The 13630-nt window shown below is 43.1% G+C and carries 11 protein-coding genes; 2 read left to right on the top strand and 9 right to left on the bottom strand.

The genetic code is table 11. The features are described from left to right. Window positions 1–2 precede the first annotated feature (2 nt). Window positions 3–2081 carry a 4Fe-4S binding protein gene (locus ACMXYU_RS07235; protein WP_415900921.1) on the bottom strand — a complete coding sequence of 693 codons (2079 nt, stop codon included), beginning with the start codon at window positions 2079–2081 and terminating at the stop codon, window positions 3–5. Between the two features lie 223 nt (window positions 2082–2304). After that, the gene (locus ACMXYU_RS07230; protein ID WP_415900920.1) at window positions 2305–2589 is read right to left on the bottom strand and encodes a nickel-binding protein; all 285 of its coding nucleotides are present in this window, start codon (window positions 2587–2589) and stop codon (window positions 2305–2307) included. 146 nt (window positions 2590–2735) lie between these two features. Here ACMXYU_RS07230 and ACMXYU_RS07225 point away from each other — a divergent pair, with 146 nt between their 5' ends. Further along, window positions 2736–3419, top strand: coding sequence for a winged helix-turn-helix transcriptional regulator (locus ACMXYU_RS07225; RefSeq protein WP_415900919.1), 684 nt, complete (start codon window positions 2736–2738; stop codon window positions 3417–3419). Between the two features lie 65 nt (window positions 3420–3484). On the opposite strand, the gene ACMXYU_RS07220 is transcribed toward ACMXYU_RS07225, so the two are convergent. The 6 genes from ACMXYU_RS07220 to ACMXYU_RS07195 form a co-directional block, all read right to left on the bottom strand. Next, the gene (locus ACMXYU_RS07220; protein ID WP_415901106.1) at window positions 3485–3907 is read right to left on the bottom strand and encodes a putative iron-sulfur cluster-binding metallochaperone; all 423 of its coding nucleotides are present in this window, start codon (window positions 3905–3907) and stop codon (window positions 3485–3487) included. A gap of 113 nt (window positions 3908–4020) precedes the next feature. Then, on the bottom strand, window positions 4021–4233 hold the full coding sequence (locus ACMXYU_RS07215; RefSeq protein ID WP_415900918.1) for a GDCCVxC domain-containing (seleno)protein: 213 nt from the start codon (window positions 4231–4233) through the stop codon (window positions 4021–4023). Next, window positions 4233–4631, bottom strand: coding sequence for an organomercurial transporter MerC (gene merC / locus ACMXYU_RS07210; RefSeq protein WP_415900917.1), 399 nt, complete (start codon window positions 4629–4631; stop codon window positions 4233–4235). Before merC ends, ACMXYU_RS07215 begins: the two co-directional genes overlap by 1 nt. An 82-nt stretch (window positions 4632–4713) precedes the next feature. Next, complete coding sequence (locus ACMXYU_RS07205) at window positions 4714–5109, bottom strand: MerR family transcriptional regulator (protein WP_415900916.1); 396 nt, start codon at window positions 5107–5109, stop codon at window positions 4714–4716. Between the two features lie 158 nt (window positions 5110–5267). After that, on the bottom strand, window positions 5268–7256 hold the full coding sequence (locus ACMXYU_RS07200; RefSeq protein WP_415900915.1) for a methyl-accepting chemotaxis protein: 1989 nt from the start codon (window positions 7254–7256) through the stop codon (window positions 5268–5270). Between the two features lie 462 nt (window positions 7257–7718). Beyond that, window positions 7719–10244 (bottom strand): diguanylate cyclase domain-containing protein, encoded by a 2526-nt coding sequence (locus tag ACMXYU_RS07195; RefSeq protein WP_415900914.1) that lies wholly within the window; start codon window positions 10242–10244, stop codon window positions 7719–7721. Window positions 10245–10714: 470 nt separating this feature from the next. Between ACMXYU_RS07195 and ACMXYU_RS07190 the strand changes: the two genes are divergently transcribed. Further along, a complete protein-coding gene (locus ACMXYU_RS07190; protein WP_415900913.1) occupies window positions 10715–12433 on the top strand; it encodes a protein adenylyltransferase SelO in 1719 nt (572 codons plus the stop codon). Between the two features lie 235 nt (window positions 12434–12668). Here the strand turns inward: ACMXYU_RS07190 and ACMXYU_RS07185 are convergent, their stop codons facing one another. Continuing rightward, window positions 12669–13574, bottom strand: coding sequence for an HDOD domain-containing protein (locus tag ACMXYU_RS07185; protein ID WP_415884369.1), 906 nt, complete (start codon window positions 13572–13574; stop codon window positions 12669–12671). Between the last annotated feature and the right edge of the window lie 56 nt (window positions 13575–13630).

Raw genomic sequence — 13630 nt, 5'->3', positions numbered from 1 at the left:
ACTTAAGCAACATTTTTCACTTTAAGTTTACGACCGCGCTTTTCTAATACAAGCGGGACACACTGCTTATCATCATCGTAAATTACGACACAATCTAAACACTGGAAGCACTCGTTGTAGTCAATCACACCGCTGCGTGGAATCGCTTGGTATTCACACTTCTGTGTACACAAACGACAAGGCGAGCCACACTCTTCTCGACGTGGCAGCCATTTATAGATTCGCAGTTTACCCAGCACAGCCATACTCGCACCCAATGGGCAGATATAGCGGCAGTAACCTTTGTAAACAAACAGGCTTAATGCCAATAACAAAACAGCCCACAACACAAATGGCCAAGAGCGATCAAAGATCAGAGTAATACTGGTTTTAAATGGCTCGATCTCTACTACAGAACCTGTCAGTGGAACGGACACAACGGCAACCACTAAGATAAATAGCAAGACCAGATATTTAAGCCCTTTTAGTCTCGCATCGGTTTTCTCAGAAATCTTAATTTGAGGGATTTTCAGGAAGGCTAACACCTTACCGATAAGCTCCTGCAATGCGCCAAATGGACATAACCAACCACAGAATGTGCCACGCCCCCAAACAAAGAAGGTAATGACCACGTAAGCCCAGATAATCACGGTCATAGGATCGTATAGGAAGAACTCTAAACTACGCCCTGCTAGCCACGCTTGTAACACACCAGTAATGTTTACAATCGATAGCTGGCCTTGTGCGTACCAACCGATAAACACCAAGGTATAAACTAGGTATAGCGGTCTAAACCAACGCAGATGCTGCTGACCTTTAGTTAGAAGCTGGTATCGTACCAACACTATCGTCAGAACGAATAAGCCAGCAAGGAGGGTGGCGATATCTTTAGTGCGTCCAGCCCAAAGACTGTGCCAAGTTTTGTTATCCGTTTCAGCAGCGATGTAATACTCGTCATCCAACTCAGTTTTGAAATCCAAAGTTTTACTCACTGTTTCTGGATACAACCAACCCTTTTCACGGCTGATATGCAGCTGAAATTCATAAGGGAATGCTGGATCTAAACCTGCTTGTCCTATTACATGAAATGCCTTCCATTCATGTTCAGATAAAGCTTCAGGCAGTTTAATCTTGTAGTCCAGCTCATACAGATCGAGCAGATCACTTAAATCGAAATCGCGCATTTCAACCGGCAAACCGGCTTGCTGCAGGCTGATTCGCTCCGGCACTTTACCGCGAACAAAGTCCTCACCCACAAATGAGTAGCGACCGCCACCGACGACTAAGAGAAGCTGATCATTCTCTGCCGTACTCTCTTTTAGATATTCCCAAGCTTCTGGCAATAATAGGTTTCGCCCCACTGATGGCACGCTTAGGTTTGCTACATATAGCTCGATATAGGTTTCTTCTGGTGCCTCTAGGCCTTCTTCGTCCAGCCCTTCACCAATCGTATCTTTAAATTGTTGCTCTACCTGATCATTGGTAAAACGGAATTTTTGAATAAGACCTGCGTCGATGAGCTGCTCCCAACTCATCGGCTCGAAAAGCTCTTTGTCTAATCGCGCGATCAGATCGGGATCTCGCCCTTTTGCGAAGCCTAGTTTTTCACGAGCTACGGTTAGAGAGGAAGATAATAAGGTTTGGTTAAAGATACGGACCGATGCCGTCGCCTTAGTTACACCATCAATATAAGCATTGGCTTTGTTTTCGCGTTGGGCAACCGTCGGGCTGGCATCGATCTTGACGTTCTGCATCAACGAGATGCCAGAGTACTGTTTAGCAAAATCAAAAAGAGGCTTCTCCCCCAAACCTTCAAGAAATACAGGTTCGTGATGAGATAGGACTTTTACGCTAATAAACGATCCCTGCGGGTCCATCGCCACTAATAGGTTATAAGGCACCCCCGCAAAACCCGGTACGGCAACCATATCAATTGTTTCATAGGCATAGCCCACCAGCGGCGTATCGGTAGATATCTGCTGGTATAACGGCCATACCGCAAGGGATTCATCTTTATCGCCGACGATATAGGGAGATGGAAAGGCTTTAACGATGTCGTCTTTGGTTAATACCCCAGCTTGCACACTGGAAGAAAGACTCATGACTAACGTGCATACAAACAGCACGGTCAATAAGAAAACATAGCTAAGACTACGATTATAGAACTGATACATGGCTACTTATTCTTGTTATTTTATAACATGCTAACTGCATATTCTCGCTGCAATAATTGCATTTAAGACTTAAACACTGGGGTCTTAAGTACAGTACATCAGCACAAAAACCGGTGCTAAGGTAACACCGGTTGCAATAACTACAGCTTATTTAAGACTTTGCAGTTGCTGGGCTTATCTGCGCTTCGACTTCCGTAACAATGGATGCCGGGAAACCACTACGCTGCGAATGCTCTTCAATTAAATCAGCGTTAGCGCAGTTATAAACGCAAAAGGTTTTATCGCCTGCAACGTAACTGTAATCCCAAGCGATATCTTTATGTTCGCTCTGCATCTCGGCTAGCACCGCGTTAGATTTTGCTGCAGCAGCTTTTAAGGCATCCGCATCGGCAGAACCGATCTCTGGGATATCACGTTCGATGATGAACTTAGGCATGGTGAATTGCTCCAATTATTGTTTTTGTAATCAATCAGAGCATTGATACTAATTTGATGTTCACTCTTTGAATGCTATCGAAACCGTAGCATCAAACTACAAATTCTGTAGTTAAGAATAAAAACGAAAAAATAGTAGAGATTTTTATGCAGTACATGCAATTTTGCCCAATCGCTAAAGCCTCGGAGCTACTTTGCGAAAAGTGGACGCTTCTTATCGTCCGCGAGCTACTCATGGGTGGAAAACGCTTTAATGATTTTCAGCGCGGCATGGCTGCTATTTCCCCTACTATGCTGACTAAGCGCTTAAATGAGCTAACGGCAGCCGGTATTGTGATTCGTAAAAAGATCCCAAACCAACGGGGCTACGAGTACTTTTTAACCGAGCAAGGCAAAGAACTTTTACCGATTATTCAGCAAATTGGTGATTGGGGCATGCGTTGGACCCGCGGCCAGATCTCCGACAGCGAACTCGATATTGAACTGCTGATGGTTTATCTCGAACGCAGCATCCAAACCGATAAACTCCCAGATGGCGCAACTACAATCTGCTTTAACTTTAGCGACCGTGAACACTTAGCTAAATGGTGGGTGATGGTCGACGGTAACCATAAAGATGTTTGCACAACAGACCCAGGTAAAGAGGTCGATATCTGGTTTAACACCGACCTTCGTACCATGATTGAAATCTGGATGGGCGATATCAGCTACAAAACTGCGATCAGACAGCAGCGCTTGAACCTTATTGGACCTAGCTCCTTAACGGCCAATGTCAGCCGCTGGATGAGCAATAGTATGTTCGCGGATATACCGGCGGCTAATGAGATTTAGGCTTACATCATAAATGTCCCCTTCCGACACAAAGCGGACATTAACTTCACTGGGTTGCACGCCTTTCATGAAGGAAAATCTTTCAGACAACAACGGCCTGATGGGTTTCTTGCATCACAAGCACAAGTCTGTTTTTTTGTTTGATCTAAGACATAAGCTTTGACCCTCTGATCTTTTATATAGTCTCCACGAGAAACGCCAAAGCAATAGCACAAAGTAGCCATCTCGGAAGTATTTTTCTGGCCTATCGGGGTTCGCAATTGATCTTGAGTTATAACTTTGTTTGATGCCGAGAAATAGACAACCCTGCATTCAGGATCATCGCAAAAATAAAAAGCTTCCCCATCATCATCCCAGTTCCAAGGTTCAACAATATGGTGAATGATTGTCGAAACACGTACCTCTACATATTCTTTCCCGTTTACTGGGCATGCATGCCTATTCCCTTGTGTTCTTGTTTTCTGTGCATTACCGCAACAACTCGACATAGCTAATTGACCCATTGGAAAACGATATGAGGATGATAGCACTCCTAGACCGCACTCTAAGTCGGAAGTAAGTTGATAACTTATGCGGTATTGGACTGAGAAGCATTACTGGATTAACAACAGCTTGTTCTTTCCTGTATTGGGGGGCAAGGAACTGTGCCATAGGAGCAGTAGACACAGCAATCACCAGAACGTGGTTTTAGTAAGATCCCGCAACCCTCACATTTGTAAAACCATTGACACGCATCAGTTGGCATTGATTCCATTTTTGCATGCCCGCATTCAGGACAGGTAATTGTCGATTCCAAAATAATCTTGTTATTCATTACAACCCCTTATGCTCTCGAATGGTTTGGCAAACTTGGCGTGGTGGTGAAATTAAATCCCATAAGGACACACAAAGCATGAGCGTAAGGGCGATATAAAACATGTAAGTACTCCAAGCATCTGTCCAAAATAGATACAGAGTAGCAAGCACCATAACAGGCCCTAAAATAGCCAAAATTCCTCTCAGATGTCGTTTATGTGACCACCATGAGAATAATCCAGCGATAAGAGCGATAACCGCAAATAACGGAAGCAGGGTATTAATGAAAACACCTTCAAATTGTGCCAGAACCCCCATTCCTAATGCAGAACCAAAAGCCCCCAATACAGGGAAGCACGATGCACACCCCATCGCCGAGACGATAGCTCCCAAAACCCCTAGCCTTTCAGTAAGCATTGATAACTGCATATCTAATATCTCAAAACAATCTGATACATCGAGTATAAACTCCGTACTATGGTACGGAGTCAAGCATGAATCATTTGTCCTGTGAGATAGCGTCAATGATAGGGCAGGAGGATTTAAGGCTGTTGTCTTCACATGAATTGATCAATGCCTCTAACGTATTTGCGATTGAGCATAGATCTTTTATTTTATCTTTGACATCAACAAGCTTACTGGATGCTAACTGCTTGGTTTGGTCACAGTTTGCCTCTCCAAGTGAAAGCAGAGTTCTGATTTCAACGAGACTAAAACCAAGCTTCTTGGCCCGCTGTATGAACTGTAACTGCTGAACATCTTTATCAGTGTAGGTTCGATATCCTGAATCAGGTTTCGAAGGCTCTAGGATAAGCCCTATGCGTTGGTAATATCTTATAGTTTCAACACTCACACCAGCCTGTTTAGCAACTGTGCTGATAGTCAGTTTACTCATTGATTTAATCATCCGTTCTGATTATTTGGTGACTGATTAATACTATAGCCTCCAACATGGATGAATCTAATGTCCGCTTTTGGCACTGAGCGGACATATCTTATCTTTTGATATTTCCAATCAACAAGAAGTCTTTTATATCAGCTAATTCGACTCAGTTAAGTTTTGAACTGTGCTATCAACTGATGCAGATTACCTGCAGATTGTGATAAGTGCTGTGTCGCTTGTGCGGTTTCACCAACACCTGTGGCATTCTCAATCGCTAACTGATGAATGTAGTTTACGTTCTCGCCGATCTCATCAGCCACGCAAGATTGCTCTTCTGTAGCACTGGCAATTTGCAGCATCATCTCACTAATACGCTCTGCACCGGCACCTATAGAGATAATCACATCATTCATCTCTTTAGTGCTTTGAAGTGAAAGCTGAGTTTTCTTGATGCTCACATTCATAGATTCACTTGCTCGACGAGTACCCTCTTTTAGCTGGGTAATGATCGATTCGATATCGCGTGTTGAATCTTGTGTTCTTTGAGCAAGGGAGCGAACTTCATCAGCAACTACAGCAAAGCCCCGACCATGATCACCAGCCCTCGCCGCTTCTATCGCAGCATTTAGTGCTAATAGGTTAGTCTGTTCAGCAATGCTTACTATGACAGCCAAAATAGAGTCTATCTGGGCGCTGTACTCTTCTAGATTCAGGATCGCTTGATTGGACTGATCCACCTCATGGGAAAGCTCCGCTACCGACTTCATGGTTTGCTCTATCCCTTTCTGAGCGGCAACGACTTCTCTAGATGCATTTGATGTGGCATCGGAAACATTCTGCGCATTCGATGCCACCTCTTGTACGGTCGCCACCATCTGTACCATCGCAGCAGAGATCTTGGTTAACTCATTTTGTTGCAATTCTGTATTCGTGTGAGTTTGTGTTGTGATGACCGACGTTTCTTCACTACTACGTGCCATCTGCTCGCTGATGCTAATCATGTCAGCAACCATTTTACGCAGGTTATCCGCCATAACAGCCATCGAGCTATAAGCACTGCCATATTGCTGATTTGCATCAATGGCTAGGGTTAAATCACCTGATGCGATGGTGTCGGCTACCTGTTTCATCTCGTGTGGCTCACCACCTAACGGGCGTGTAATCGATCGAGAAAACACATAAGCCACAGCAATAACGATAACCATTGAGATTAATACCGTAACCAGAACCGTCATCTTCAAACCAGACACAGATTCAAGTGCTTCAGCCACATCAATTTCTGAGATAAGTGCCCAGGTAAGACCCCCTACCTTCACCGATGTATAAGCAGACAATACAGGGTTACCGTTGTAATCAATCAACTCTGTAACGCCTTCGTTATTATTTAATGCTTGGCGAACCGATACAGAATCAATACCGTTTTTCGCAACAGTCCCGGCAAAAGACGCGATCACAGAGTGCCCTTCAGGATCAAGGAAAGAGTCAGATCGCATACGTTTATCTGATCCAACCAGATAAGATTCACCCGTTTCACCCATACCATCTCGCTCTTGCATGATGGTACCGATCTTTTCGATCGATAGCTGAAGCGCGATAACACCCGCAAACTGACCATTCTGTTGGATTGGGTAGGCAATAAAACTGGCCGGAGCATTTGCACTAGGTGCGTAAGGAGCAAAATCTTCTAGTACGAATTTGTTCTCATCACGGGCATTGCGAAAAGCCTTGGCGAGACCAGAGTCTCGATAAGGACCTGATAATAGGTTTGTGCCGTAATCTGCTTCGCGTGTCACTGTATAGAAGACAGTACCCGCTGGATTGATGAGGAAAAGATCATAATAGCCGTAAGCATTTATATACTTTGCGAAGAAACTACCATCGCCTCCTTCGACACCAAGCATCTGTTCAATACTGTTTAGCGTATGTCCTGCAGATGTCATGGAGTTGATCATTTCAGAAAGCATCATCACATCACCTTCACGCTCAGCAAAGTACGACTCAATCTGATTTTGCTTAATGCTGCGCACCGCTTCCAGCTTATTAAGTGCTTGATCACTTAAGCTGCTGCTACTGGTATAAGTAAGAAAGGCTCCCAAAATCAGCATAGGTACGATACCGATCGCTAAGAAAATAATGGTGAGCTTGCGAGATAGCGTCATCTTAAAAACTCCATTTTGATTAAAGACCCTAAAAGCAGGACCCGCAGGCTGCCATAGTTTTTAATCAAAACCTATAGAGAGCTATCCATTTAAAAACTTCTAATATATTTTATTAATATTTTCTAAAATAATTTAAAAATGGTTATTTATAGATATTTTAAAAGGAGATTAGGGATTTTCTTTGCATTGTTTTGGTGCGCAGATTTTTCACATAATCGTTTGACACTATACTAAAGAACATAACAAACAGTACTATTTAATGCACATAAATCAGACTTGTAACAACCAATTACTACACTTTCCTATAGAGAATAAGGTAGCAAATATAATTTAGAGCTAACTAAATTAGCAGATCTGTTGAAATAAATATTTAAGAAGCCTGTAATTAAATATAAATATTAATGGATTAAGAATAGCTTATTTAGAATAAAAAGATTCAAAAACAAAAAGTACAAATAATATTTATAAAGCTTTCTTCGCAAAGGAAAAATTATTTTTACCTTCGGTTTTTACGCAGTACATCGCCTTGTCTGCGAACTGTATTAACTCTTCTGGATCAAGAGCATTATCAGGGTAGAGTGAAATACCGATACTCACACCAATATGGATCTCTTCATTCCTATCATACAAGTAACTATTTTTAATGCGATCTAATACTGTTCTAGCAACCTGGCTAGCGTCATTTGGCTGATTTATTTCACTAAGTAGAATAATAAATTCATCACCACCTATTCGAGCAACAGTATCAGACTCCCTCACGCTGCTTTTGAGTCTTTGCGCGGTCTCAATCAATACTTTATCACCCACATCATGACCAAAGTTATCATTGACCTCCTTAAAACCATCCAGATCAATAAACAACACTGCCGCTTGCTGGTTATTACGCTTGGCTAAATCAAGCACCTTACTCAACCGGTCCATACATAAGCTACGCGTAGGCAAGCCTGTCAACGTGTCATGGGTAGCGTGATATTTAAGCTTTCGTTCGTTTTCTTTACGCTCAGTAATATCTTCTTGTAGCGCAACATAGTTAACTATTTTGCCTGAGGCTGAGGTGATTGGGTGAATAGACGCGCGCTCCCAATAAAGCTCTCCTGACTTTTTCCTATTCTGGAATTCGCCGTGCCACTCCTGCCCGTGCTGTAATGTTTCCCAAAGCTCCCTGTATTGTTTTATCGGTGTGTTGCCCGATTTAGTCATGTTACTTTTGTGACCCACAGATTCTTCCCTGCTGTATCCGGTAAGTTCCGTGTATTTTTCATTCACATACTGAATCATCCCATTGGGATCAGTAATAATGACCGACGCAGGGCTATGCTCTACAGCTAATGATAATTTGCGTAATTGAGACGCTTGTATTTTTTGCGCTCGGTTTTGAGCCTGAGAAAGACTGACGGTTAATGCTGTTAACCAGATTGCAACCACCGCCAGCATTCTGTTTGTGATAACAACCCAGTCTTGCCCACCTTCTGGGGAGAAATGGTAACCCACATATACCAAGGCGGTCGCAATGATAGCCAAACCAAGCGTGTACTCACGCCTAGGGAAGAGCTTGCCCGTCAATACAAAGAAGATATAGGGCAAGCCACACGCCACCCCAAGCGGTAAAAGAAGGTCAAGGCTAAACAGGGCCACACCCAAAGATAAGGTAAATAGAACAAGAACAACGGTGACCTTGCTCTCTTCTACCATTGATAACCCCCGACTGATCAAACGATCGGTTTGAACACGTTGTCTATTTTTGTATGACAAAGACAAATGCCATAGAAATAGTGAACCAAATCCTATTGCAACGACAGACACCGCACCCGCTTGTGAAGCGGCTTGGATAAACGGTCCTCTCATCTCCTTAACATCAATTTTTGCAACCAATCCAGCCTCTAGTTTTGGAATAGGTGTATACGCAGCCAAAACATTGGTTCCCCGATAATCAACATCAGGTGTCATCCCTGTTCTACCTGCTAAAGCCTGCTTAATCGCGTTGGAACGCGGCTCAGCCACATGGAAACTGCTTATTTGGCCATCTGAATTCCTAGGTTGCGTGAGATAGGTAATTTGATATTCATCGAAACGGCCAATTAGATATTCTCCGCTTTCACCGAATCCAGGGGATTCTTGGAGCGCGGTACTAACTTGCTTTAACGTTGCCGCAAACGCCCCTCCTGGGAAGTCAGCATCGTTATATTTTGCGTCGAAGTCAGCCACGGAATTGATCAAGCTAGCCTGAGTTTCAACCATATCTAAAAGACTTGCCCTTTCAGTATCCCTAGCATATTGATAGAGCAGCCCTAACGAACTGATCATTACCGCAAATGCCACTGCAGCAAGAAGTAACGAACGATATATTAACCACTCTTTAGCGCTGGTTCCGGACTTCAAGGCGAAGGTTTCTTGGTTAGAATGGTCTTCCTCTTCTATCTGGCTAATTAACAGAGTTCCCAAAACAATAATAAATAGAGCTATCAGCGCTGCATTAATGCTCGCATCAATAAAGGGCTCTTGAACTTCCGTCAAATCAATTTTTGCTACGATACCTATATCCAATACATGTATAGACTGATAAGCAGCTAAAACTTTTCGGGACTCATAGTCGAGGCCTATTATGGTTCCTGACTGATCATTCAGTGCTCGGCGCATGGGTTCTGCAGCACTCTCATTTATAGGTATTGGCTGAGGGGGCTGATTGAGTTTGCGCGAGCTCATTAAAAATTCTATATTGCCACCGTTTAATCTCCCGACAACAAACTCCCCCGTTTCGCCAAAACCATTCTTCAATTCAAATGAGCTTCGAACTTGGCTCAGGGTCGCACCTACTGCACCTTCAGGGTGGTCTACGCGGCTATATTGCGAATCAAACGCAGCGATGGCATTGATGAGGCGGGCTTTACTGGACACAAGAGAGACAAGACGAGACTTCTCAACCTCAACCGCTGATTTGTACAAGATGCCAATAGAAGCAATAGAAGATATCGCTCCGACTAACATCATTATTATAATTATGGACCAGAAGTGCTTTCGCGATTCTCTTTTAAAGACCATTTTAGCAACCGAGTAGAGTTCCCAAATGCTTACATAGCCCCTTCTCTTCTCACACTATGTAATCAAACAATGGGTATAGATTTACTATAGACGCTAAACCGCTTATTTCTATGGGGTTCAGTATGAACTTAAGGCCTAAAAAAACAGTCATAAAGGCGGCATATGTTCATTTTTTAAACAAAAATAAAAAATAGTGTAGCAAGCCAAAAACTTAATACGGATCAGATCAGAATTTGGATCTTTAAAAAGATACAAATCCAATCAACACCCGATTTGGTGACTTGAACAGAATTAAGAAACTAAACTTTCAAACCGTTCTGAATGCATAGCTGCAATAAAAGATCTTTAGCCTCTTTCCAAACGTAAGAGGATATCTGAAACTACACCAGCCAGCGTTTATGCCTATTTATGGAGCTACAATGATCGACCCAACTGCTACAAATAATGAACCAGCTATCATTACACTTGATGACCTTGCAGCTCTGGCCGACTATTCACTTTTAGAAACGCTCAATGCTGATCCAGATGCTACTGAAAACGGTATTGATCATTTCCCAAGAGAGATTTTTTATGGGCATTACGTGCCAGTAAACCCAACACCCATCAGTGATCCTGAGTACATCGCGCATAGCCATACGCTCTTTCAAGAATTAGGTTTTAATGACGCTTTAGCACAATCAGATGGTTTCAAGCGAATGTTCTCTGGCGACCTTTCTCAAGCACCAGAACCTTTACGTAAACAAGGCTGGGCCTGTGGTTATGCTCTTTCCATCTACGGAAATGAGTACTATCAACAATGCCCATTTGGCACAGGTAACGGATATGGAGATGGTCGAGCAGTCTCTGTTTTAGAAGGCATCTTCAACGATAAACGTTGGGAGATGCAGCTTAAGGGCGGCGGTCAAACTCCATATTGTCGCGGAGCAGATGGCCGTGCGGTTTTACGATCAAGTGTGCGTGAGTTTCTAGCGCAAGAGCATATGTATGCCCTCGGCGTGCCGACATCAAGATCATTGAGCCTTTACGTTTCCAAATCAGAAACGGTCAGGCGGCCTTGGTATTCTGAAGGCTCACACTCTCATGAACCTGACACCATGGTCTATAACCCGGTTGCAATCACAACACGTGTTGCCCCATCGTTTATTCGTGTTGGCCAGTTAGAGCTTTTTGGTCGCCGTGCTCGAAAACAAGAACACCCTAAAGCATTAGAAGAACTCGAGATGCTAGTTCTCCATTTGATCGAGCGTGAATACAGCGATGCAATCGATAAGGATCTATCTCTAACAGAGAAAGCGCTGGTACTCGCTCAAGCTTTCCGTGACCGACTCACTTCACTAGTCAGTAACTGGATTCGGGTCGGCTACTGCCAAGGCAACTTCAACAGCGATAACTGTGCTGCGGGTGGTTTTACCCTAGATTATGGTCCATACGGTTTTATGGATGAGTTTGATCCACAATTCCAACCTTGGACCGGCGGCGGGCATCACTTCTCCTTCCTAAATCAGCCTCTAGCCGCAGAACAGAACTTCCATATGTTCTGCGTAGCCTTAGCTCCCCTTCTCCAAACAGCTCCTGACGGAATAGAACAGCTCAGTGAAATCAGAAACGGTTTTGCAGAAGAGATGACTAACAAAATGGAAGCAATGTGGGCCGCAAAATTAGGCCTACATAAATTTGAGCCAGAACTAGTAAAAGAGCTATTAGCTCTAATGACCCAGACCCAAACTGATTACACGCTCTTCTTCCGTGAACTATCCAACCTGCCAGAGAGCCTAGAGCCATTAACAAATAGCTTTTACCAAACGCCATCTAGCAAACTAAGCGAACGCTGGGTAGATTGGCTTAAACAATGGGACACCGCTGTGGATCAGGCTAATACCTCTCTGAATCGTTCAACAGAAAAGTGTGTTCAGCAGATGAAACTGGTAAACCCTAAATACACCCTACGTGAGTGGTTCGTACAACCCGCTTATCAGCAAGCGACTGAAGGTAATTACGAACTAATCAGAGGACTACAGGAAGTAATGAATCAGCCTTATGCTGAACAATCGCAAGAAGTAGAATACAAGTTCTACAGATTAAGGCCTTCTGAACTAAATGGCCTTGGTGGCTTATCTCATTACAGCTGTTCGTCGTAAAGATTTAAGCTAAGCCCAAAAGTCCCAATATATAAACAATAATTCCAATATTGGGACTAATCAAAGTGTTTTCTGATAGTTCCAGTGCATATCAGCCTACGAAAGTAACCTGACTTATCACTAGATAACTGCTACAGACGAAGGAAATCCTTGAGGCAGAAACACTTCACCATGAGGTCCAAGAACTTTTTATAGATTACAAACCAGTATTAACTAATAAACAGTAGGGTAGATTTTATCTCAACCTTAGCTTTTCAAGTATCTGATAGCACTCAATGGATATAACTGGTAGTTCTTTTACGAGTTCATTTACTGGAAAATTAACTTTAGGCCAACTATCGTGGTGACAGAAACTACGAATTTCACTAGTCAATTTTGCTTCATCCCAATCAGGCCATTCTGGGTTCTTTTCAATTAAAACACTCACCAAATCTGCGAACTGGACAACTAAAACTAAGTTCCGCAATTCTGCTGACACTTCGTTGTGTTCGTTTATCTCGTAATTATGGTGATAACGAATCATGTCTACAATTACTTTCGGCAACTGCCATTTCTTCGCCGCAATAAAGCCAGCATCTGCATGGGTAAAACCAAGTACCCCTTTCTCTACCTCAGGTAATTCTATCGGCGTGTCCCAGCCCTTAGCATCTACGACATCAATGGCTTTAGCTGTCATTTCAAACAGTACAAATCTTCCTATGTCATGTAACAAGCCTGAAGTAAATGCCAGCCCTTTATCCACGTTAAAATCTTTTAGATGGATCGCCACAAACTTCGCAATATGAGCTGTTTCAATTGAGTGCTGCCAAATGGCTTTTTGCTGATCTGTTACGGGGGTGAAAACTCGAGCAACTGATAATGTTGTTATAATCGATAATATTTTATCTGTCCCAACCCGAATCAGTGCTTCATGCAGATCAGTTATGACATGGGAATGTGCCGAAGAGGCTGAGTTAGCAATTTTAAGTACTCTTGTTGCCAGCGGAGGGTCTGCTTGAGACAACTCAGTAACTTTGTCATAAAAGAAGGGGGAGTCTGTATCAAGTGCCATCAAATCACAAACAACAGAAGGCAGAAGCGGTAACTGTTGAACACGCTCTTCTATTCTTGATAAAGTGAGTTTTCTTTTCTTAGTTGTCACTTTCAACGCTCTCATTCTTTAAAAAACACTTCGACCTGTTTCGCCGTCAAGAGTTT

The organism is Neptuniibacter sp. QD48_11 (assembly GCF_047778095.1).
Lineage (GTDB): Bacteria > Pseudomonadota > Gammaproteobacteria > Pseudomonadales > Balneatricaceae > Neptuniibacter.
The sequence above is the reverse complement of the archived record's forward strand: the minus strand, read 5'-3'. Positions and strand labels throughout refer to the sequence as shown.